This window comes from Mucilaginibacter sp. PAMB04168, assembly GCF_039634365.2.
GTDB lineage: Bacteria > Bacteroidota > Bacteroidia > Sphingobacteriales > Sphingobacteriaceae > Mucilaginibacter.
This window is the reverse complement of the sequence record NZ_CP155079.2, coordinates 2,635,450-2,658,951: the sequence shown is the minus strand read 5'-3', so window position 1 is coordinate 2,658,951 and position 23,502 is coordinate 2,635,450. Positions and strand designations below refer to the sequence as shown.

The 23,502-nt window shown below is 43.4% G+C and carries 15 protein-coding genes; 3 read left to right on the top strand and 12 right to left on the bottom strand.

What is annotated here, in order from left to right:
* Positions 1–54 precede the first annotated feature (54 nt).
* Complete coding sequence (locus ABDD94_RS11285) at positions 55–1,587, bottom strand: DEAD/DEAH box helicase (RefSeq protein WP_345955958.1); 1,533 nt, start codon at positions 1,585–1,587, stop codon at positions 55–57.
* Between the two features lie 493 nt (positions 1,588–2,080).
* Between ABDD94_RS11285 and ABDD94_RS11280 the strand changes: the two genes are divergently transcribed.
* Positions 2,081–2,305, top strand: coding sequence for a hypothetical protein (locus tag ABDD94_RS11280; RefSeq protein WP_345955957.1), 225 nt, complete (start codon positions 2,081–2,083; stop codon positions 2,303–2,305).
* Positions 2,306–2,446: 141 nt separating this feature from the next.
* On the opposite strand, the gene ABDD94_RS11275 is transcribed toward ABDD94_RS11280, so the two are convergent.
* From ABDD94_RS11275 to ABDD94_RS11235, 9 genes are all read right to left on the bottom strand, one after another.
* The gene (locus tag ABDD94_RS11275; protein ID WP_345955956.1) at positions 2,447–3,841 is read right to left on the bottom strand and encodes a glycoside hydrolase family 28 protein; all 1,395 of its coding nucleotides are present in this window, start codon (positions 3,839–3,841) and stop codon (positions 2,447–2,449) included.
* A 101-nt stretch (positions 3,842–3,942) separates the two neighbouring features.
* On the bottom strand, positions 3,943–5,499 hold the full coding sequence (locus ABDD94_RS11270; protein ID WP_345955955.1) for a protein adenylyltransferase SelO: 1,557 nt from the start codon (positions 5,497–5,499) through the stop codon (positions 3,943–3,945).
* Positions 5,500–5,685: 186 nt separating this feature from the next.
* The gene (locus ABDD94_RS11265) at positions 5,686–7,815 is read right to left on the bottom strand and encodes an FUSC family membrane protein (RefSeq protein ID WP_345955954.1); all 2,130 of its coding nucleotides are present in this window, start codon (positions 7,813–7,815) and stop codon (positions 5,686–5,688) included.
* 146 nt (positions 7,816–7,961) lie between these two features.
* Positions 7,962–9,800: a DNA topoisomerase 3 gene (locus ABDD94_RS11260; RefSeq protein WP_345955953.1), complete on the bottom strand. Its 1,839-nt coding sequence runs from the start codon at positions 9,798–9,800 to the stop codon at positions 7,962–7,964.
* 10 nt (positions 9,801–9,810) lie between these two features.
* Positions 9,811–10,041, bottom strand: a complete 231-nt coding sequence (locus ABDD94_RS11255; RefSeq protein ID WP_345955952.1) for a hypothetical protein — start codon at positions 10,039–10,041, stop codon at positions 9,811–9,813.
* A 115-nt stretch (positions 10,042–10,156) separates the two neighbouring features.
* Complete coding sequence (locus ABDD94_RS11250) at positions 10,157–12,160, bottom strand: HRDC domain-containing protein (RefSeq protein WP_345955951.1); 2,004 nt, start codon at positions 12,158–12,160, stop codon at positions 10,157–10,159.
* 18 nt (positions 12,161–12,178) lie between these two features.
* A complete protein-coding gene (locus ABDD94_RS11245; RefSeq protein WP_345955950.1) occupies positions 12,179–15,376 on the bottom strand; it encodes an error-prone DNA polymerase in 3,198 nt (1,065 codons plus the stop codon).
* A gap of 11 nt (positions 15,377–15,387) precedes the next feature.
* Entirely contained in the window at positions 15,388–16,890 is a 1,503-nt protein-coding gene (locus tag ABDD94_RS11240; protein WP_345955949.1) for a DNA polymerase Y family protein, read from the bottom strand.
* 2 nt (positions 16,891–16,892) lie between these two features.
* Positions 16,893–17,624, bottom strand: coding sequence for an Error-prone repair protein ImuA (locus ABDD94_RS11235; protein ID WP_345955948.1), 732 nt, complete (start codon positions 17,622–17,624; stop codon positions 16,893–16,895).
* Positions 17,625–17,888: 264 nt separating this feature from the next.
* On the opposite strand from ABDD94_RS11235, the gene ABDD94_RS11230 reads away from it, so the two are divergent.
* Positions 17,889–18,161, top strand: a complete 273-nt coding sequence (locus ABDD94_RS11230; RefSeq protein ID WP_345955947.1) for a hypothetical protein — start codon at positions 17,889–17,891, stop codon at positions 18,159–18,161.
* 10 nt (positions 18,162–18,171) lie between these two features.
* Positions 18,172–18,780 carry an alpha-ketoglutarate-dependent dioxygenase AlkB gene (locus ABDD94_RS11225; protein ID WP_345955946.1) on the top strand — a complete coding sequence of 203 codons (609 nt, stop codon included), beginning with the start codon at positions 18,172–18,174 and terminating at the stop codon, positions 18,778–18,780.
* A 108-nt stretch (positions 18,781–18,888) separates the two neighbouring features.
* On the opposite strand, the gene ABDD94_RS11220 is transcribed toward ABDD94_RS11225, so the two are convergent.
* On the bottom strand, positions 18,889–20,322 hold the full coding sequence (locus ABDD94_RS11220) for a TolC family protein (protein ID WP_345955944.1): 1,434 nt from the start codon (positions 20,320–20,322) through the stop codon (positions 18,889–18,891).
* Positions 20,315–23,482, bottom strand: coding sequence for an efflux RND transporter permease subunit (locus tag ABDD94_RS11215; RefSeq protein WP_345951999.1), 3,168 nt, complete (start codon positions 23,480–23,482; stop codon positions 20,315–20,317). The genes ABDD94_RS11220 and ABDD94_RS11215 overlap by 8 nt, the downstream gene beginning before the upstream one ends.
* Positions 23,483–23,502: the final 20 nt, after the last annotated feature.

Below are 23,502 nucleotides of genomic sequence, written 5' to 3'. Positions count from 1 at the left end.
AATGCAAAGTCTTAAGGTATATGAATAGTTTCAGTATATGACTAAACGAGTTGATTAAACCGCCACCTTTTGCAAAACCTGCTGACTTTTCAACTCTTGAATAAGGGCTTTTAATTTGGTCATGTAATCTTCTTGCAGCCACTCTAAATAGTTCTTTGTAACCTTACCAAGGCATTTGCCATACTGTTTAACACGCCATTCAATCTCTTTTTTAAGCTCGTCTGCCAAAGCAATGGCCTCGCTTATGGTATCGCTATTGTCTGCACACATATGTGCGTGTTGGTTAACCGATTCTGTTATTACACTACCGGCCTTCTCTTGATTATCTATAGCCGCCTGGTAAGCTTTCTGAATGTCGAATGAAATTTCTAAGCTATTTGGAAACTTCGAACGCATTTCGGAAGGCATATGATGGGCTTCGTGGCTTGATTGCGCATGAACACTTTCACTATAAGCCTCCGGATTTTCAAAAACGTATTGCCAATCCACCTCTGCATTCCATGCACCAAAACGATCTGTGTTATTGCCCAGATCAATAATAGAAAAATTCTTCTTGTTGGGTAATCTTCGGGAACCACGGCCAATCATTTGATGATATAGGGTAAGAGAGGTTGTAGCCCGGTTAAGAATTACCGTTTGGATGGATGGCTCATCAAACCCGGTAGTTAAAATGGAAACCGACGTTAATATAGCCCCCTTTGTTACCTTAAGCCATTTCAATATCTCTGCACGTTCAGTAGCCGAAGTTTCGTTATCCAGGTGCCTTATGTCATAACCCGCATCGCTAAACATCTTGCAAACTGCCTTTGAAGTAAAGATGCCATTATTGAAAATTAGCGTCTTTTTGTTTTTAGAATGCTCTTGATAAGCATGCAACAATAAATCAAGCATAGCTGGAGACGAGTACAGATCGTCGGAAGTACTGGTGGTAAAATCACCATGTGCGCCGGTCTGCAGAGTATTCAACTCTACATCGTACCGCCATATAGCTGGTTTTGCTAAAAAGCCTTTCTCTATTAATGAGCTGATGCCTTCTCCAATAACGAGTTCGTTATAAGTACTGCGCATAGGCGAGTTGATATCAGAACTAAACGGGGTAGCAGTAACGCCTATAATTCTGGCGTTACTAAACTTGTCTAACAACTTTTGAAACGAATTATGATGTGCTTCATCTATGATGAGAAGACCTACCTCATCTGTGTCAACCAATCCATCAGCAATGCGATTATTAAGTGTTTCCACCATTGCCACGTAGCAACGGTATTTATCTTTACGGTTCAGCTGTTTTACGGCGCTATTGATAATTTTATTCTTTAGCCCAAAGCTTTTTAAGGTAGCCGAGGTTTGGTTACATAGTTCTTGCCGGTGAGTCAAAATCATCACTTTCTGATCATATTTGGAGATAAAGCGATTTGCAATTTCTGAAAAGATGACCGTTTTGCCACCACCGGTGGGCAATTGATACAGTAATTTATAATTACAGGACGCCTGCTCCATTTTATCGAACAGCGTTTGTATGTCTTTTTCCTGATAGTCGTAAAGTGTTCCGGATGTTGTATTCAACGCTGGGTATAATTTGTTGGGCATATTTCGGTTTTGTAGTTTAACACTCCGTTTAGTAAAAGAGTCTTTAAACCATTGCTATCAAGAATACAGCCAATCTTATCGTACAAATTATTCAACCCACCTCCCCAATCTCCAGCAATACTGTATATCAATCACATCAGGGTGATGGCCAACATTTAACTTTATCAACACACTTAAGAATTATCAAAACAAGCCGTAAGCACTAAACTTTTAATGCTTATGGCTTTAATGTCCTCAACACTTATCCAGGCTTACCTTATTAATTGCAGTACACGGCTAACCATTTAGCCTTTATAGGCTGCGCGTGCCTGTGTGAACTCTTTGCCAGTACCCTGTTCGATAGCATCCAGTGGTTCGTTAATATCCCAAATATTAAAACAATCAATTATGAAAAATCTCTTTTTATCGCAGTTTTTTTTTCTGTTTAACTTATCTGGTTTGCCGGTTAAGCCCAAGGTAGGGCTGAATGTATCTCATCTAACGGCTATTGGGTATGGTCGGCAATAAAAATGTGAAGAAAGTAACCACCGTCCAATTTTATAGCATAGAGAACCAACTGATCTATCAAGAAGAAGTCCGAAACCAAAAAATAAACGTAAACCGACTTAAAACGTTGCGCTGCCTTAAAAAAGGATTGGACCCTGCACTAATTGCATGGAACCTGGAAAAGCAAGCTATCTATAACAAAAACTGGATGGCTGTTAATCTTAAGCAATAATGTTAAAAGTACTAACCAAGCTTATAAACTAAAAAGGCTACCCCTAAGATTATAAGGCAGCCTTTTTAGTTTGAACGCCTAACGGTTGTAACGTGTAACAGCGCAGTTGTCTATTTACTTTTGTTCGATTCTATAGTGTCATTACTTTTCTGCCTTGGTAATTTTCACTTCATTAGTTTCAACTTTTGCACCGTTGATAGTTACATTATCAAGCTGAAGACCGACTAAATTGGCTATGCTGTACGGAACTTTAACGTTGTTGATAGAAACGTTGTTCAGGCGTAAGTTTTGTACCGGTTGTTTTTCATAGCCCTCTACCAGTATACCGGTAGTGCCACCATGTTTCACTTGCATATTGCTAACCTCGATATTTCGGATAAGCGGCATAAAAGCACCAGTATCTTCGTAAAACATAGTGATCAATATAGCTTCTTGCTTTACCTGCCCAACGGCAATGTTGCGTAAGTAAATGTTTTCGGTAGTACCACCCCTGGCCGAACTGGTTTTAATGCGCAGTGCCCTATCCAAAAGCGGGCTGTTCATGGTACAGTTTTGAGCAAATACGTTTTTGACTCCACCCGAAATTTCGCTGCCAATTACAATACCACCGTGCCCATTAACCATAGTACAGCCTTCAATAATTACGTTTTCGCACGGTATGTTAATACGCCGGCCATCGCGGTTACGGCCCGATTTGAGCGCTATGCAGTCGTCGCCCGTGTTAAAGTAGCAATCCTTAATCAGTACATTTCGGCAAGATTCAGGGTCGCAACCATCGGTGTTAGGGCCACTGCTTTCAACAGTTACCTTATTAATTGTAACGTTGGTACACAGCACCGGGTTCAGTATCCACATGGGCGAATTAATAATTTTGACGCCTTCTATCAGTATATCAGTACAAAGGTAAGGCTGTACAAACTGCGGACGCAAGTAAAAACCATTACCAAATTTACGATCGCGCTGCGGTACGTCTTTTTCGGCCATAGCAAATAACGCCGGACGGTTACCTTTATCCGTTTGGCTAGGAGTACCTGGCTTATAGCCATATTCTTCTTTTCCCTTCCAGGGCCACCAGTTTTGGTTAGTGGCCTGCCCATCTAACACGCCTTCGCCCGTTACGGCAATGTGATGTTCTTTGTAAGCATACACCAACGGCGAATAATTCATTAGCTCCACACCTTCCCAGCGGGTAGGTACAAGCGGCAGGTAATCATCGGGCCGGGTAGAAAAAAGCAGTACTGCACCTTTATTGAGATGAAGGTTAACATTGCTTTTCAGGTATACAGGACCGGTTAAATACTTACCCGCAGGCACTACCACCCTACCACCGCCAGCTTTATTACAAGCTGCAATGGCCGCTTTGATGGCTTTGCTACAGTCCACCTTGCCATTACCTGATGCGCCATAGCGGGTTACGTCAAAATCACGTTTTGGAAACGTGGGCGCTTTGATTTTCGCCAATATACCATCAAGCTGTGACCAGCCGCTATTTACAGGCGTTTGGGCAAGAGCTGAGCAGCCAATTAGACTCAACATCAAAACAAGTTGGCATTTATATAATTTTTTTATGAGTGCTGATCTTTTAATCATAAGCTAATATCCGGTTATTTTATGAATTATTCCTCACCTGCCTATTCTTAAGAACTGCAAGATAACATTGAACAACCAGCCATTTGTGTTGCCCATCCGGGCCTAATTTCATAAAACTCATCAAACCGTTTGGAATACGGATCTTTTATTGCCTCCTGTAGCTTTAAAAACAGTTCGTTGTTTCCTTTTTCCAGTTCTTCAATAGCCTGATGAAGCAGGTAATTTCTTAAAATAAACCTCGGATTGCTTTTCATCATACTTAACCTGGTATCCTCGTCAGAGCCAGCGTTAGTTTTTCTTCGAATAATATAATTTGTGATTACCGAGTAGAGCTGTTCACTGCCTGCTGCCGAAAGAGCATCATAAAAGCTATCTCTAAAGTGGTTTACGATAGTGTCTTTATCGCTTGTGTCGAGTGGCAGATCAATCAGTAACTGATAAAAGATAGTCATATCCGGCTGTATCGAAGTCAGCATTTCTTCAATATTCTGAAACAGAGTAACGTCTTCTTTCCGCACGCTATCCAAGCCAAGTTTACTGGCCATCATTGCGTAATACTTACTCCAGTAGATATCCTCATAGGTTTTCAGTTGCTCGGCTAATTGGTCCGTATCCGGAAACATTGGAACCAACGCATTGGCCAGGCAACTTAAATTCCAGTAGGCAATATTAGCCTGCTGACCAAAAGCATAACGCCTTCCTGGCAAATCGGTTGTGTTGGGTGTAAAATTCGGGTCGTAGTTGTCCAAAAAAGAAAATGGCCCATAATCGATCGTTAAACCTAATACGGACATATTGTCGGTGTTCATTACCCCATGCACAAAACCAACTCTTAGCCATTCCACAATCATGGTTGCCGTGCGCTCTATTACTTCACCAAACCATTTCAGTACTTTATCATCCCCTTCAATATGTGGATAATAACGCTCAATGGTCCAGTTTACCAGGTTTGTGAGGCTTTCTATCTCATTTCTTGCAGCAAGTATTTCAAAGTTACCAAACCGCAAAAAGCTCGGCGCAACGCGAGCTACAATTGCTCCAGGTTCATAAGCAGGCCTTCCGTCATAAAACATATCCCGCACAATCTGATCGCCCGTGCCTACAAGGCTCAATGCCCTCGTGGTAGGAACACCCAGATAATGCATAGCCTCGCTCATCAAATACTCCCTTAGCGACGAACGTAAGACCGCCCGGCCATCTCCCCTTCGCGAATAAGCCGTTCGACCGGCTCCTTTTAGCTGGATCTCCCATGCATCACCTGCCGGCGTTTCCCATTCACCTAAACAAATGGCACGCCCATCACCCAACTGCCCGGCCCAATTACCAAACTGATGCCCTGCGTAGCATAAAGCATAAGGTTGCATAGATGGTGTAACGAGGTTACCACCCAGCAAATTAATATCGCCTTCAGCAGGCATTGCTATACCCAGCTCGGCCGCTAATTCAGGAGACCAGGCCAAAAGCACAGGCTTATTTACCGGGGTGGGCATGGTTTTGCTATACAATACACCAGGTGTTTGACGAGGCTTTAAACTGCCGCTATCATCTCCCGGAAAAGTGCTTACAAAAGCATATTTAAAAACGTCAGAACTTAAATGTTGCATAATAATTTTCGATATACATTAATAGCCAATGTCATGCCACATCTCAAGTGTGCGGGCTAAAATCAACCTCTATTCAGCTTATATGACATTCAATTAGCTTATAAGCTTTGATGCAATAGTCAATATCAAATATTGATTTTTAAAGTAGTGATTCGATCAAATGCATCTCCTCAAGGCAATGAATATTCAACTACCGAGAAGGGTTTGACATAAGGTTTGAAGTTGCGCTACCGTGGACACTATACTGTTAAACTGACTATTAAGCGCAGTATCATTAGCAGATGTCTCTCCGTTTAACCCATTAACTTGTTCCTCTTTAATTTGCACTTTACTTGCTTCCTCATCATTAAGGCATTCCATGCACTTTCGCAGGCTATTTAAAGCTTGTGCAGTCATTATTCTGTGCAGGCTATTACCATTAAGGCTACCGCTGTTAAGATTTAAGGATGCTACGGCACCATACAACTGATGATTAAGTGCCTGAAAACGCTGTAAGTGATCCACGGCAATATCCATTCTTTTCGGTTCGAGCAGCAGGCGCTGAAAAGCTGCTGAAAAATCGGCCAGCCGCGTATATACATTTTTACGCAGCAGTTTGTAAGTGTTATAACTAACGGTTTCTCCGGAAAGTTTTTGGTACAAAGCGTCTAAGTAAGCGTAATTGGCGTCAAGCACGTTATTAAGGTACCGGCTTAGATTATGCTTTTCCCAAACCGGGAAGATGTATGACGCCACAAGTGCAATTGCACAGCCAATTAGCGTATCATAAATTCGTTCAAATATAAAAGCAGTTTTTCCCTCACTGTAAATATGCAGGCAAATCATAACCATAGGCGTTATAAACATTACGCTGAGCGCATATTTGGTGCGGCTGAACGTAAAAAAACCCAACAAGAGAAAAAGCGAAATGGTAAGCAATACCGCTGTGCTATTGATAAATGCAATGAGCAATAACCCGACAGCCACACCTGTAAGCGTGCCAATGAGGCGCTGTTTATTGCGCTGCCTTGTAATGCTATAGGCTGGTTTCATGATTACTATTACAGTAAGCATGATCCAGTAACTGTACCCACCTAACGGAAAAGCACAAGTTAGTATGTAAGCAAATGTACAGGCTACCGCCAGCCGTAAAGAAAACCTGAACACAGGTGACCTGAAGTTGAGATGCATTTTAAACTGACTAAAGGTGCGTGGCCTGTAGGTTAAAAAATCCGGATAACTCAGGGCTTCGTTTTCAACCACTTCTATTTCTTCCTGACCGGCCATCAGAGCCTTAAGCCGGGTTATACGCTCAGAAACATCTTCAATGTTATGCTTTAAATGCCGCAACAGGGCCTGATTATTTGCGTTTTCCTTCTCTATAATATATTGCAGACGGCTATGCAGGTAAGCCACTTCTTGGCTGTGATGATTAGGCGTTACACTTTTGTTCAGATAGAATGCATTACCAGCCTGATCAATATCTAATGCCATAATTTCGATAAGCCGGCTTATAACCTCTGGCGCGCCGCTCATACCCAGTGCATCTCTAAAATGCTGATAGTCGAAATGAACTGTGGTAATATGTTCATAAAGGTCAATCACCTGCGTGGCAATTCTTAATAATAACTGCCCTTTCTTATTATCTGATCGCATGGCCAGTTTGTCGCGAAGTAAGAGGTCGCGAACGTTTTCATGCTTTTCATTTACCAGTGTATGAAGCGGTATAATATTATAGTAACATTCTTCGAGAGGAATATTGCGGTTATAAAAAGCTGTACGGGCTTGCATATACGTTGAAGTAGCTTTTATACATTCGGTTACCGCCTGGTATAACGAGCGAAACGGCCATAACCATGACTGCAGTAAACTGATCATGTAATAGCAAACCCCTCCTGTAAGTATGTAGGCGCTGAATTCGAATCCATTAAGTGGCCGCATTCCGCTGATGAATATGCAAAGCGCTATGGCTGTAGTGCCAATCATCGAAAAACGATTGCCAAACGTAGTTAGCATAGCAAAGCTAAAACAAAACATAAATAGCATAATACCCAGCAGCCAAGGATGCTGCCAGCAAAACGAGGTAACCAGTGTAACAAAAAAGAAAAGACCAATGCTAACCAGTGAACCCAACTTTTTATCACTATAGGTACCAGAACTATCGGTAAGGCTGGTTAATAATGTACCAATACCTACGGCAACGGCAATATCCGGTTTACCTAAACTAAACAACAGCCATACAGGTAAAAAAATGCTTATAGTTGTGCGTAGCGCATCAGTAAAAAATTCGCTCGATAGAAAAAAAGAAAGCTTCTTTTTATTGGTTAACCAAATCATCTAACACTAAATGACACTTATGAGAATGTAATACATAGGATGTTATTTTGTTTTACCGTTGACTATTATAGCTCTAACTGAATAGCATATTTCCAATCACGCACAGGTCTAAATACTGCCCGCTTGTACTGGTTTTTCATCATCACTCAAGAGGCAGTAAGTTCCTTAGACCGAAAACGCGTACCTGCTTTTAACAACTCACTGGTGATAGAACGTGTATAGTTTTGAATCTCTGACTGAAAATCAGCTACGGAGGCTCCTGAACGAATCTCTTCTAAACGTTTTTCCCAATTGCCGGTCAGTTCTGCTTGTGCAATTTGCTTGTCTTTAACTATACCATATACCGACAGTCCTGTCTCAGTAGGCACCAGATTCTTCTTTTCACGAATTACATAGTCACGCTTAATAAGCGTTTCAATGATGGCTGCGCGGGTAGCAGGCGTACCCAGGCCGCTTTCTTTCATGGCATAACGTAACTCCTCATCTTCAATTTCTTTACCGGCCGTTTCTAGTGCTTTTAATAATGAGGCCTCGTTGTAGAGCGGCTTAGGCTTAGTCTGCTTTTCCAGCACGGCTTTATTGGTAACGGGCAGGCTTTCACCTTTTGTTACTTTTGGTAGTGATGCATTCTCCTCATCTTTCTTTTCCTCATCCTTATCATTAAAAACTGCACGCCAGCCAGGCGTATTAATTACCGTACCGCTTGCCGCAAACTTAACGCCCGACTGTACTGTAATCTTAGTGATCTCTTTAATACAATCCTGATGAAATGCTTCCAGCATTCGTCCAGCCACCATATCATATACTGCTTGCTGATCGGGCGTTAGCTGACGGGGGGCCTCACCTGTGGGCAGTATAGCGTGGTGATCGGTTACCTTTTTAGCATTTACGCTGCGCTTGTTTAGCTTAGCACTGGTTAACAACGTAGCCTGCTTACCAAAATTTTGATGATCTGTAAGCTTTTCAATTAAACCCGGAACGGTGGCAAACACATCATCGCCAATATAACGGCTGCCTGTACGCGGATAGGTCACTAACTTATTTTCATACAAGTTTTGCAGTATACCCAACGTTTGATCTGCTGTAAAGCCTTTACGTTTGTTAGCTTCCTGCTGTAAGCTGCTCAGGTCATGCAATAAAGGTGGCGGCTCTTTACGGGGTTTAGCCTCCACATTAATAATCTGTCCGCCTTGCGGAAAGCCGGCAGCAGTGTTTTCTACCTTTTCAAGTACCTCTTGCGCCTGCTCTTTTGTTTTATAATTCTCTGTTGATATGGCTCTGAATAATTGACCATCCTTGTCTACCTGTATAGCAACCTGGTAGTAAATTTGTGGCACAAAATTTTTATTCTCAAGGTAACGGGAACAGATCATGGCCAGCGTTGGCGTTTGTACTCTGCCTAACGATAATACAGACCGCGTACCAGCAGCAAGGCTAAGTGCCTGTGTGGCGTTCATCCCAACAAGCCAGTCGGCCTGTGAACGGCAATGTGCTGAGTTAAACAGCGTATCATATTCGCTGCCGGGTTTTAAATTCCTAAAGCCTTCTTTGATGGCGGCATCTGTTTGTGACGATATCCAAAGCCTTTTAAATGGCTTTTTGCATTTAAGATAGTAATAGATATATCTAAAAATAAGCTCTCCCTCACGCCCGGCATCCGTTGCTACAATAATTTCACTTGCTTCTTCAAAAAGCGTATTTATGATGTCCAGTTGCTTTTTTACCGAAGGATCATCCACCATACCTTCTTTGCTTTTTACCTTACGGATGGCCAACTTAAATTTACCGGGTAACATAGGCAGGTTTTGAACGCTCCAACCATAATAACCATATTCTTGAGGAGTGGCCAGTTGTAACAGGTGTCCAAAGGCCCAAGTGAAGGTGTATCCTTTACCTTCAATATACCCCTCACGTTTGGTAGTAGCGCCAAACACCTTAGCTATTTCCCTTGCCACAGATGGCTTTTCGGCAATAATTACTTTCATTGCAGAATATTTATATCCGGAAGCGTAATGAGATAGCTTTTCCAATGGCATCGGCAAGCCGGTTGAAATCTTTATCGACGCTGTTCTTGAATTGCCAGGTATCACCTTCCCGAATAAGCACCTGCTCCTCACCCGAAAGCAAAATAGCCAACTCGTTTACAATCCGGTCGGCGGGTAAAGCATTGCGTAATTTAAATGTGTAATCTTTATTTTCAAAAGTAATCCTTAACAACTGTCCCATATCGGTGCCGAAATTACTTAAAGCATATTCGTGCAGCAATGGTTGTTGAAATTTAGATTTTGCCCTGACTTCGCATTACCCATAATTGGTTTTGCCATCGTAGCATATCTCATTATTAAAAAAGGCTCCCTTGTTCAGTATCAACCCCTGTTAACTCTTGTTGATAAAGCCGTATCATTGAAATAAGTTCGGCACCGTATTGCAGGGCTTTTTGTTCGCCTACGCCTTTGGTTTGACTGAGTGCTTTTATGGTTGCCGGCAGCCTCTCTGCAATAGTAGCCATTGTTTTTTCTGACAGTATCATATTCGGCATTACCTTCTCTTTATCAGCAACATTTTTTCGCCATTCTCCAAATTGCTCATACAGCTTTTCATTAGGCTTAGCGTTCAAGGCTTTTAAATATGATCGGGAAGTATCACTTTTAACTCCTGCCCAGACATCGCGTTTAATGGCTACATAAGCTTGTGATGTAAAATTGATGTTGGTGAAGTAGTCCATCAGTTTAATCTTCATCATAATGTAGCGAATCAATTCATCCGCCTTGCCAGCCAGTTCTTTCGACTGGCCTATTAGGCCGGGTAGCTCCGAATGCAAACTGTTAACCAGCGTTTCGAGCTTTTCCTTGAAATAAATTGCAGCTTTTTGAATTCGGTCTAAAGGATAGGCAGACAGCTGACGCTGTAATTTTTCCGCAACTTCAAAAATATCTTTTTGCAAACCGGTTATTAATGCTTCAAAGCCTTTGCTCTTTCTCTTTAAAACATTAAAATTAAACAATTCAGACAGCATAAACTGCCTGTGTAGTTCTATGTCGCGCTTTAAACTGGCCTCATCGGGGTTGAAAGCTTTAGCCTTTTCATTAAACCGCGATACAGCCGGATCTCCTATAATATTTTCGGGGGCTATAGGGTTGCGCAGTACCATACCAGCCAAGCTTCTACAACGGCTCAGTGCTACGTAAGCCTGCCCATGCGTAAAGGCTCCGCTCACATCAATAATAGCCTTTTCAAAAGTTAAACCCTGGCTTTTATGAATGGTGATTGACCAGGCCAGTTTTAAAGGTATCTGTGCAAAGCTGCCTGCATTTGTTTCGCCTATTTGCTCACCTTGCAGTTGGTATTTTACGTTGGTCCATTCCTGGGCTTGTACAGCCAGTTCTTTATCTTCATGCCCGCAACGTACATAAACGGTATCTGTTTCTAAACGCGTTACAGTACCAATTTTACCGTTGTAATACAGCTTTTCGGCCGAGTTATCATTTTTAACAAACATCACCTGAGCACCTACCTTAAGCTTTAGGCTGGTTTCAGTCGGGTAAGCATCTTTAGGAAACTCGCCGCGTATAGATGCCGCAAATTCCATTTCCTGTCCTGCCAATACGGTTATAAATTCTTCATTAATTTGTCGGGTAATACTATTATGTGTAGTTAAGGTAATGTATGGATCATCTACAGGTGGACGAAAGTCAGGTATGTACCGGGCGTTCAACAATGCAAGGTTTTCCTGGCTGATGCTTTGGTTACGTACTTCATTTAAAATTTCCACAAAAGCCTGCTCCTTTTGCCGATATACATGATCAAGCTCAATACGAACGTAAGGTGCTTTTTGTAGTACCTGGCTGCTAAAAAAGTAAGGTGTTTCGTAATAACGCCTCAATATTGCCCACTCTTCATCCTTAATGATCGGACTTAGCTGTGAGAGGTCGCCAATCAGCAGCAATTGTACGCCGCCGAATGGAAAGGTATTATCTTTAACATTTCGCAGAATCAAATCAATCTGATCAAGTACATCAGGCCGTACCATGCTCACTTCATCAATCACCAGTAACTCCAAACTGTTGAGTAATTCTTTTTTCTCGTTGTTATAATGTACCTCAGGCCGTTCAGCACCTCCAGGCATGATGGGGCCGAAAGGCAATTGGAATAGAGAGTGAATAGTCATTCCGCCGGCATTAATAGCCGCTACCCCTGTTGGCGCAACAATCGCCATCTTTTTTTTAGATTCCTGCCGCACCTGCCGTAAAAAAGTAGTTTTGCCTGTACCGGCCTTTCCCGTCAGGAATACAACCGTATTGGTTAATTCCAGATAATCATGTGCCAGCCGCATAGGTGCATTCATTCTGCAATATTAAAACTATCATTGAAAATTTCGTCCTTTATAAAACACCTCTTTTTTAACCGCACCCCGTTGTTGCTCTGGCGGCGGCAAGGTGGTTTCATCACCACGTGCCAGTGTAAGTAACGGTGCCTGATCCTGGTTAGCGGTAAGCTTACGTAACAAACCGTTCATATTAAAGCAGCGTTTAACTATTACATGTATTACCTGGCCTTCTATTTGTAATGTTCCTTCTACCATCATCAGTCGCGATTGGATTATTTCCTTTCGATACTCATCAAAGAATTTGCTCCAAACCACCAAGTTGGTAAAGCCTGTTTCATCCTTAATGGTGATAAACAATATGCCTTTTGCTGTACCCGGCCGCTGGCGCACAGTAATCATTCCGGCCACTTTAACCGGGTCTCCGTTTTTCATGGTTTTGAGCTTGGCCGTTGTTACTACATGCAATAAATCCAGATCTTCACGTACAAAGCTTACCGGATGAGCCTTTAGCGATAAGCCGGTAACGGCAAAATCCTGCACTACATGTTCACTTAACCCCATCAGTGGCAAAGCCATTTGCCCTTCCTGCGCACTTTCTGAAGGCTGTCCTTTAAATAACCCGGTAGGCTTATCGCTCAGCGCCGGTACTTCCCATAGCGCCTGCCTACGGTCCATTCCTAAAGAACGAAAGGCATCAGCATCGGTTAGTTTTTCGATAGCAGCCTGGAGCAAACCTGCATCGCTAAGCTGTTGAATAGTTTGATACCCCTGCCCACGCTTAGCAACCAACATATTCATATCTTCTTCGCGTAATCCTTTTACCTGCCTGAAACCCAAGCGCAAAACAAAATATTTACTATCCTTTTCTTCAAGTGTATTGTCCCAGTAAGAATAGTTTATATCTACTGGCCTAACCACAACACCATGCTCCCGGGCATCATCTACAATCTCTGCCGGCTGGTAAAAGCCCATAGGCTGACTGTTAAGCAGCGCCGCAGCAAATACATCAGGGTAATAGCATTTAAGCCACGAGGAAATATAGACTAAGTGTGCAAAAGAAGCAGCATGACTTTCTGGAAAACCATAGGAACCAAAGCCTTCCAGTTGCTTAAATATTCGTTTAGCAAATTCTTCGTCATATCCTTTTTTGGTCATTCCGTCTACCAGCTTCTTTTGAAACTGGCTTACTAAACCCTTTGCCTTAAACGTAGCCATGCTTCGGCGCAACTGATCAGCTTCGGCCGGGGTAAAGCCTGCTGCCACTATAGCAATTTCCATGGCCTGTTCCTGGAAAAGAGGGACACCTTTTGTTCGACCTAATATCTTTTTCAACTCTTCTGAAGGATAATCAATAAGACTTGGATCTTCCCTGCGCCGCAGGTATGGGTGTACCATGTCGCCTTGAATGGGTCCGGGCCTTACGATGGCTACCTCTATTACCAGATCGTAGAACACACGCGGCTTTAGCCGGGGTAACATAGACATTTGCGCCCGGCTCTCAATCTGGAAAACACCAAGTGTATCTGCCTTACAGATCATATCATAAACCTCTTCCTTGTCCTGCGGTACACTTTCCAGGGTATATTGCTTGTTATAGTGCTGCTTTAATAGATCAAAAGCTTTGCGGATGCAGGTTAGCATACCTAAGGCCAACACATCAACTTTTAAAATGCCCAATGCTTCCAGGTCATCTTTGTTCCATTCCAGTTGTGTGCGGTCGGCCATTCGGGCGTTCATCACCGGGCACAGGTCCGAAAGCTTGCACTGCATAATTACCAATCCGCCTGTATGCTGGCCCAATTGCCGTGGAAAGCCCATTAACTGATCTGTGAGTTGCAATACTTTTTGTAAATGAGGATCATCGGGGTTTAAGCCTTGCCCTATGATACGCTCACGGTCAAACCCTTCGTCGGAGAAACTCCAGATAGCACCGCCCAAGCGCTTAATGGTATCTTCGGATAAGCCCATGGCTTTCCCTACATCGCGGATGGCGCCTTTATGCCTTTCCTGTGTTACGGTTGCTACTATGGCTGCATGGTCCCGTCCATAAGTCTCGTATATCCACTGTATAATTTCTTCTCTCCGTTCATGCTCAAAGTCTACATCCACATCAGGCCATTCATCCCGTGCGTCTGACATAAAACGGGAGAATAACAGATTGGACTTGGTAGGATTTACCGGGGTTATACCCAGGCAAAAGCAAACCGTGCAATTGGCCGCCGAACCACGCCCCTGGTACAAAATACCCAGTTCTTCTGCTTTTTGTGTATATGCAAATACCCGCAAAAAATAAGGAGCCAGTTTCTTTCTGGCAAAAAATGCCAGTTCGAATTCGATTTGCTTTGACACTTTTAAAGGCACCTCCTTACCGAAAAATTTCCGTGCGCCAATTAAGGTATGTTCTCTCAGGTGCTCATCTGCCGTACGGCCATCAGGACTTACCCACTCCGGTTCGAGGTATTTGAGCGTATCTAATGAAAAGGTACAGGCTTCGGCAATTTCCAGTGTACGCGCAATAGCGTCCGGATATTGCCTGAAGAGGCGTTGCAATTCTTCAATAGGTTTAAGATAGCGCTCAGCATTGGCATGCAGCTTAAAGCCAGCCGTATCAATTGTACACTTTTCGCGAACGCAAGTTTGTATATCCTGTAGTTCGCGCCGTTGAGGCTCATGGTAATGCACATCATTAGTTGCCACCATTGGAACGCCTAATTGTGAGATACGGTACAAACGCTTGCTGTCATAACCGCTGTAAGTACGGCTGGCGGCCACATATAAAGATTCACCAAAAGCCACCCGGTATTCTGCTACTTCAGCTATAAATTTATCATCAAAGTTAAACTGCCTGTTTAGCTTGGCAGGTGGTATAATCATAAATTTAATCCCTGCCTTATGATTGTACACGTCCTGTTTATACAACTCGCATTTGCCTTTCTCCGTGCGCAGGTTACCAAGTGATAACAAGGCGCATAAACGCCCCCAGGCTGTAATGTCTGTTGGGTAAGCCAGCAAACTTGGCCCATCAATGAGATCTAGCCGGCAGGCTGGAATAATGCTAATACCTTTGGCCTTAGCTGCAATATGTGCCCGTACTACGCCTGCCACGCTGTTACGGTCGGTAATGGCAATTTTTGTGTAACCTAATTCGGCTGCACACCCGGCAAGCTCCTCAGGGTGCGAACCACCCAGCATAAAGGTAAAATTGCTTGTTACTTGTAATTCTGCATATTCCATTGTAACTCCTCTCAGGCAAAAAAACCATGTATATACCACTCCGAGCTTTCTGAATTATAATGCCCTGAACGGAAAAGCCAGTAACGCCGCCCTTCCTGGTCTTCAACTACATAATAATCCCGGTGCTGCCCCTTGTCACGCCACCACTCCCGTTCAATCCGTTCAGCATCATCTGCTTTCCGAATAATATGCCGTACACCTTTATAAATAAATAGCATAGGCGGATTATCGGGCAGCAGGGCAGTTACTTCAATCCTTTCTGGTTTGGGCAATAAAATGGTTGGCCTGGGTTTACCAATCCGCCAGTTTGCCTCAGTTCGTTCTGTAAGTGTGTTGGCTAAGCGGATAGTATGTTCGGGCCAGTAGCGTTCCTGCGGCAGGTATCGCTGTATACTACCTGTACCTAGTTTATTGGCCAACCGATCCAGTAATTCGGATAGAGCTATTGTATTCAGCCCACAGCCGTCTGAAGCCCACAGGGCTTCCTGATCGGCTGATAAGTCTTCCACCCGGGGCGCATCCAACGTGAATAATTCGATACCTAAAGCCGGCTCAATTTGTGGTATTTTCAGCTCAAATAATTTGAATAAATGTTCAATATGTACCACAGGACGATTGGTGCCAATAGCTATGTTAACCAGCTTACCATCTATCCTATAGCCTTTTAATATAGCCGAACGTAACCCTTTGCCTTCCTGTCTTAGCCGCAAGCACATCATTTCCAATAATTTCAGAATGGCTTGTGCAATGGCTTCCGGCGTGCGAATAAGTTCCAGAAAAGGTAACCTGACATGATACGGCTCGGGCGGATTTAATGGCTCCAGGTGCTCCTCTTCATGACCGAAGGCCTGATCCAGGCGGAGCAGCAATTCCATTCCAAAACGCCTTTGCAGCGCCCGGCGTGGCAAAACGGCAATTTTTTGAATGGTGTAAAAGCCTAACTTATGCAGTCGTTCTAAAAGCAATGACTCCAGTCGTAAGGCAATTGGGGGCAGTGCCAACAGCGCAGTAGCCTGGTCTGCGGGAGGGATGATCAGTTTATTTGAGCCATAGCGTGCCATAGCCCAGGCTGCACCGATAGTACTAGCCATTGCACCACGTACATGATAGCCTTTATTTTTTAAGGCGGTTAAAATAGCTTGAAGATAAGCTTCTTCGCCTCCCCATAAATGTGCACAGCCAGAGGCATTTATGATGAGCCCGTTTGGCAGATCGATTGCTACTACCGGCGAATAGCGGATACACCACCCTCCTGCTGCTTTTAATATTTTCTCGGCCTGTCCGGGCACTGCATCTATTACCAGCAAGTCAGGAATCACCGCTTTAGCATCTGCAGCTGTAGTGCCGGCAGTTATTCCTTGTGCTTCTGCCAAATTATTAGCCGCTATTATGACCATGCGGTTATGCACTGGCGCTGCCAACACAAAAGGTACTGCCTTCAATTCAGGCCGGCGCAGTGCCAGCCAATCTGTTAACAAGTGCCTAAACCATATGGAAATAAAACGTTTTGACATAACTAACCCACATTTAAATGTTGTTCGGGATATGCTGCCAGGTTTTCTTCAACCGGCATAAAACCCGTATCAGTCCATTCCAGTTTCCAAGTACCAGGGTTACCATTACGTACCCTAAGCAACTCTACCTGCCATTGTGGAAAGCCCACACCCGGCAATTCATCCTCCTGTCGGCTAGGCAATGGTTTGATTTGCCAACGGGCCACGCAAACGGTAGGGGTTAATTTTTTTAGGTTATTTCGTAAAATAAAGCCTGTTACCCGGCTTGCCTCTACAGCTAGCTGCAACCGCCTCGACTGCGCAAAACTAATTTCGGCAACTTCGGCAACTACGGCAGCTAATCCCTCACATTTGAGCGCTTCTTCTGCCGCCCAAAGTACATCCAGCTCACGCCGCGCATCAACAAATATGACCCGGTCAGCCTCTACTTCATAACCATTAAGCGATGTTGGAAAAAGTTTCCGCGAAGTACTGATCCATAGGCATACACCTTTGCCTGCCATAAGGGTAGCCAATAAGCCGCTAAGGAACCCTGCTGTAGAAGCCGTATGCTCGGCCGTAGGACAAAGCATCTCATGAATTGAACCTGTTGGAAAAACGCCATTTGGGAAAGCCAACTCCAGCGGTCCAAGCCCTATACTTTTTGCCTTGCCTGCTACCGGGGTTTGAAAACCTTGCCAACGCAAAATATCTCCTTGCAAGCGGGATATGAGACTTGCTCTACTATTTTCCATTATGCAATTTATTTTGTATGCAATAGTTTAAAAATTCAAAAAAATGTGCTTCTTATTGATAGCTTGTATATTAACGGTCACCAATAAAAAGCTTCCGATAATTATTTGTAAACTCATTTTTAAGCCTTTTTAATACTTGCTTATTATTTGTCTGGCGCGCTAAATCTAATAGTGTCATATCTGAAATTCTTTATGGTCAACAAAACTAATACTAATATTATTAGCATTTTGTTTACCTTTGAAAAATAATTTTCAACATATCTAATGGCAATAAAAACGTATTTAGACAGGGAAGCTAAAGCATGGTTAAAGCGAAAGAAAGGCCCTGATGAGATTCTGCGGATTGTACCAGACAGGTTAACCGACGGCCATATTCCTAATTATGCACTATTTACAGCGTTTGACGAAAACCCGGAATACTTAGGCTGCATTCTGTTTGATGCAAAAGGTTACTGGATTTATGATGGTGATGTATTGTCGGTTACTGAACAGGAACAGGTTGCCAAGTTTATTATAAATTATACCGAAAGGCTTTAACAATAAGATAATGGAGCAGCTATGTTTTTTTCCGGAAACAGGACAAAGTAAAGATTTACCTAACCACCTGCTGGAGTACAAACCAGGTGTATTTAACCTGCGCCAGAGCGATGCCTTGCTAAAGCAGTTTATTACTCAAACACCGTGGAAGCAACAGGTACGCATGATGTATACCAAAGAAGTAATAACACCAAGGCTTACTGCCTGGTACGGAGACCCTGAAGCATACGATTACCAGTCACTTGGAAAAACCAAGCCCTATAGCTGGACACCCGAACTGCTCCTCATTAAAGATGTGGTTGAGCATATAGCGGGCGTTACTTTTAACAGCGTGTTACTGAATTATTACCGAGATGGCAACGACTCGGTAGCCTGGCATTCAGACAAGGAGGAGATTTTAGGAAAAAATCCCATTATAGCTTCGGTTAGTTTTGGGCAGGTGCGCAGCTTTGATATCCGTAATAAGGATAATCATCATGCTAAATATTCAGTTAAACTTGAACATGGCTCATTTTTACTGATGAAGGCAGGCTTGCAAGAAAACTGGGAACACCGTATAGCCAAATCTGTAAAACCTATGAAGCCACGGATTAATTTAACTTTCAGGATAGTGAAATAATAAAGCCATGATGTTATGTATTAGATATTATAGCTACCTGGTAAGCGGTTAAAACAAAAGAGCCGGTCAGTTTATAGCTGCCGGCTCTTTTTGTTTTTCGGGTAGTGGTTATTTCCAACCACCACCTAAATATTTATAAACGTTAACGACAGCGTTAAACTGTTCTTTTTTAGTATCTATCAGTTCAAGTTTAGATTCCAGTGCATCACGCTGGGTCATCAAAACCTCCAGGTAATCGGCCCGGGCAGATTTAAATAGGTCATTAGATATATTAATAGACCGGGTTAGTGCATCTACTTGCTTCGATTTCAGTTCGTAACTTTTACTCAGGTTACTGATGTTTGATAATTGAGTAGAAACTTCCATGTAAGCGTTCAATATGGTACGCTCATAGTTATACATGGCTTGCAGCTGCCTTGCATTGGCGCTGTAAAACTCAGCTTTAATAGCACTACGGTTAACAAGCGGCCCGGCCAGGTCTCCGGCTAATGAATAAAGTAACGACTCAGGAAACTTAACCAAATAAGATGGTTTGAAAGCCTGGAAGCCTAAAGCCGCTGAGATACCGAAAGATGGATAAAATTCGGCCCGTGCAACTTTCACATCCAGCTTTGCAGCTACTAACTCTAACTCGGCCTGTTTAATATCCGGACGGTTAGCTAACAATTGCGACGGTATACCAGAATTGACTACCGTAGGCGTTAAAACCAAAAAGTTACTTCTATCCCTAACTATCTCCTGCGGATAGCGGCCTAACAGGAAGTTGATTCTGTTCTCAGTCTCCTTTATCTTCTGATGAATTTCAAACTCCAGGCTTTGAGATTTTAGTACCTCAGCCTGAAATTTTTGAACAGCCAACTCATTTACCCTGGCGGCTTCTTTTTGCACTTTTACAATCTCAAGGGCATTTTTTTGCAGGCTGATGTTTTGCTGCACAATTGCCAGCTGGTTATCCAGGGCCAGTAATTCATAATATGAATTAGCCACCTCGGCAACCAAATTAGTAAGCACAAAGTTCTTGCCCTCTACTGTAGACAAGTATCTGGTTATAGCGGCCTTTTTAGCATTGTGCAGCTTTTTCCAAATATCAACCTCCCAGTTCGCATATAGCGCAGCTGTAATGTCGGTTAAAGGGTCGGGCACCTCTCTGCCAGGAGCAATGTCCGTTGAAGCATCGCCCGCTCCCTGACTGGTGTACCTGCCTACTTTTTCTACACCAGCTCCAACCCTGTACCCAACTGTTGGTTGTAGCGGCCCTTGCCTCAAACGAATATCGTTCCTCGCAATCTCAATATCCTGCAGGGTAATCCTCAGCTCCTGGTTATTTTTCAGTGCCGTATCAATTAAGCTGACAAGATTTTGGTCATTAAAAAAGTTTCGCCATTGTATGGTCGATATATTGGTAGTATCCCGACCGGTGCCAAATGATTCGGGCACCGACCGGTTTTCAGTAGTCTGTATAATGGCCGGGGCCTTACAGCTTGCAATGGCCAGGCAAATACCTACCAGGCCAATGCATTTATGTAGGTTATATTTATACATTGTGATCGATTTCTTCGGTTAATGGATTCTCTTCTTCATCTTTTATGAGCACATGTTTTGCTGCGATGGTGCCAAACACATAGTACAATCCGGGTATGATCAAAACACCGAAGACAGTTCCAAACAGCATACCTCCAGCAGCCGCAGAGCCAATAGTCCGGTTACCTATGGCACCAGGACCAGAAGCCAGCACCAATGGAATTAAACCTGCAATAAAAGCAAATGAGGTCATGAGGATTGGACGGAACCTTACAGCCGAACCTTCCATCGCTGCTTTAAGTACCGACTCACCCGAACGATGTTTCTGAACAGCAAACTCTACAATTAGCACGGCATTTTTACCTAATAAACCGATGAGCATTACCATGGCAACCTGGGCATAAATGTTATTCTCCAAGCCTAACAGTTTCAGCAACAAGAAGGCTCCAAAAATACCAGCAGGAAGTGAAAGAATAACTGCCAAAGGCAATATAAAGCTTTCATACTGCGCAGCCAGAATGAGGTACACGAACGCCAAACAGATAAGGAATATATAGATGGCTTCGTTACCACGGGCAACCTCGTCCTTAGATATACCTGCCCAGTCTATACCGAAACCCCTTGGTAAGGTTTTTTGAGCAACCTCATTAATAGCGCTAATGGCTGCACCGCTACTGTAACCCGGTGCAGCTGCACCACTTATTTCAGAAGCATTGTACATGTTATGCCGGGTGATCTCTGATAAACCGTATACCTTCTCCATTTTCATGAAAGCCGAAAAAGGAACCATTTCATCGCGGTCATTTTTCACATACAGCTTCAAAATATCCTCGGGTAAGGCGCGGTATTGTGGTAAAGCCTGCACCATTACCTTGTACTGCCGATCATATTTAATGAAGTTGGTTTCGTAATTACTACCAACAAGCGTAGACAAAGTGTTCATGGCATTTTCAATAGTCACCCCTTTTTGCTGTGCAATATCATTATCAACACGTAGCATGTACTGCGGAAAACTGGCACTATAAAAAGTAAACACCGACGACAGTTCTGGACGTTTGTTCAGCTCCCTCACGAAATCGCGGCTCACCGTTTCCATTTTTTTGAAGTCGCCGCTTCCAGCTTTATCCAGTAGGCGTAACTCGAAACCACCGGCAGCGCCATAACCCGGAACAGCAGGTGGCTGAAAGAACTCGATAGTAGCACCGGTAATATCCTGCGATTTCTCTTCCAGCTCTTTAATAATATCCTGAACCGAGTTTTTACGATCTTCCCAGCTTTTTAGGTTAATTAAACAAGTTCCGGAGTTGGCGCCGGTTCCTTCAGTTAACACCTCATAACCTGCCAGCGATGAAACAGATTGTACACCTTCAACACCTTCCGCAATCTTTTGCAGTTTTTCGGCTACCTGGTTAGTTCTTTCCAGTGATGATCCCGGAGGCGTTTGGATGATAGCGTAAAACATACCCTGATCCTCGTTGGGGATAAACCCTGAAGGCAGGCTGTTATTCAGGAAATAGATACCGGTACAAAAAGCGATTAAAAGACCGAAAGTGATCATCCGCCGGTTAACAATAGACCCGAGTATCCTTTGGTACCTGCCCGAAAGGCGGTTAAAGCCGTTATTAAAGCCACCAAGAAACTTATCCAGAACCGTTGCCTTTTTAGTTTTTCCATGATTATTTCTAAGCATCATGGCGCAAAGTGCTGGTGTTAATGTTAGCGCCACTATACCCGAAAGAATAATAGCTGTTGCCATGGTGATGGAGAACTGCCGGTAAAATATACCAACCGGCCCCGACATAAATGCAACCGGAACAAATACTGCGGCCATCAAAAACGTAATAGCAATAATGGCTCCGCTAATTTCATGCATGGCTTTCTTAGTAGCCTTTAGTGGCGAAAGATGAAACTCTTCCATATTAGCATGCACCGCTTCAATAACCACAATGGCATCATCCACCACCACACCTATGGCCAGTACTAATGCAAATAAAGTTATAAGGTTGAGCGTAATGCCGAAGAACTGCATAAACACGAACGTACCGATAAGCGATACCGGCACTGCGATGGCTGGAATTACGGTAGAGCGCCAATCGCCCAGGAACAGGAATACGACAATACCCACAAGGATAAATGCTTCTACCAGCGTGTGAATTACTTTTTCGATGGAAGCATCGAGGAACTTGGAAACGTCATAGCTAATCTCATAGTCAAGGCCTTTAGGAAATGAGCTCTTTTTGATCTCTTCCATTTTGGATTTAATATCCTTAATTACCTGGCTGGCATTACTGCCATAAGATTGCTTTACGGTGATGGCTGCCGAAGCATGTCCGTTCAGGTTAGAATAGATATCGTACATGGAGCTGCCAAACTCTATTTGAGCCACATCTTTTAAGCGAAGTATCTCACCATCTGAACTAGATCTTAGAATGATGTTTTCGTATCCTTCTTTAGTGGTATACCTGCCGGGATACTTTAATACGTACTCAAAAGACTGTGACCTTTTGCCCGAGCTTTCACCAGTTTTACCGGGCGAGGCTTCCAAACTCTGTTCATCAAGCGCTTTCATTACTTCTTCCGAAGAGATTTTATAGGCCAGCATACGGTCGGGTTTTAACCAAATACGCATGGCATACTCACGGTTACCTAAAATATCGGCAACACCTACCCCATCAACCCGCTTAAGTTCAGATAATACGTTGATGTCGGCAAAGTTGAACAGGAACTTCTGGTCCATGTGTGGGTCCTTGCTGTACAAGTTAATGTACATCAGCATATTCGATTCTTCGCGGGTTATCTTCACCCCTTCACGCACTACCAGCGGCGGCAATTTGTTAACTACCGATGCCACCCGGTTTTGGATATTTACTGATGCCTGGTTAGGATCTGTACCGAGGTTAAATACCACCTGTATGGTGGCCTCACCATCGTTACCAGCATCAGATGCCATGTATTTCATGCCCGGTACGCCGTTAATCGCACGTTCGAGAGGTATAACTACCGATTTAATAAGGAGCTCGCCATTTGCTCCGGGATACTCAGCCGTAATATTCACTTTTGGCGGCGAAATTGACGGAAATTGTGTTACCGGTAAGTGGGTAATAGCCAACACCCCCAGAAACACTATAATGAGCGATATAACTATGGAGAGGACTGGCCTCTGTATAAACTTATCAAACATTGATTTACTTATTTAAGGAT

Coding starts and splice junctions, on each gene's coding strand:
- ABDD94_RS11285 (WP_345955958.1), bottom strand. CDS start 1,587: ATGCCCAACAAATTATACCCAGCGTTGAATACAACATCCGGAACACTT.
- ABDD94_RS11280 (WP_345955957.1), top strand. CDS start 2,081: ATGGTCGGCAATAAAAATGTGAAGAAAGTAACCACCGTCCAATTTTAT.
- ABDD94_RS11275 (WP_345955956.1), bottom strand. CDS start 3,841: ATGTTGAGTCTAATTGGCTGCTCAGCTCTTGCCCAAACGCCTGTAAAT.
- ABDD94_RS11270 (WP_345955955.1), bottom strand. CDS start 5,499: ATGCAACATTTAAGTTCTGACGTTTTTAAATATGCTTTTGTAAGCACT.
- ABDD94_RS11265 (WP_345955954.1), bottom strand. CDS start 7,815: ATGATTTGGTTAACCAATAAAAAGAAGCTTTCTTTTTTTCTATCGAGC.
- ABDD94_RS11260 (WP_345955953.1), bottom strand. CDS start 9,800: ATGAAAGTAATTATTGCCGAAAAGCCATCTGTGGCAAGGGAAATAGCT.
- ABDD94_RS11255 (WP_345955952.1), bottom strand. CDS start 10,041: ATGGGACAGTTGTTAAGGATTACTTTTGAAAATAAAGATTACACATTT.
- ABDD94_RS11250 (WP_345955951.1), bottom strand. CDS start 12,160: ATGAATGCACCTATGCGGCTGGCACATGATTATCTGGAATTAACCAAT.
- ABDD94_RS11245 (WP_345955950.1), bottom strand. CDS start 15,376: ATGGAATATGCAGAATTACAAGTAACAAGCAATTTTACCTTTATGCTG.
- ABDD94_RS11240 (WP_345955949.1), bottom strand. CDS start 16,890: ATGTCAAAACGTTTTATTTCCATATGGTTTAGGCACTTGTTAACAGAT.
- ABDD94_RS11235 (WP_345955948.1), bottom strand. CDS start 17,624: ATGGAAAATAGTAGAGCAAGTCTCATATCCCGCTTGCAAGGAGATATT.
- ABDD94_RS11230 (WP_345955947.1), top strand. CDS start 17,889: ATGGCAATAAAAACGTATTTAGACAGGGAAGCTAAAGCATGGTTAAAG.
- ABDD94_RS11225 (WP_345955946.1), top strand. CDS start 18,172: ATGGAGCAGCTATGTTTTTTTCCGGAAACAGGACAAAGTAAAGATTTA.
- ABDD94_RS11220 (WP_345955944.1), bottom strand. CDS start 20,322: ATGTATAAATATAACCTACATAAATGCATTGGCCTGGTAGGTATTTGC.
- ABDD94_RS11215 (WP_345951999.1), bottom strand. CDS start 23,482: ATGTTTGATAAGTTTATACAGAGGCCAGTCCTCTCCATAGTTATATCG.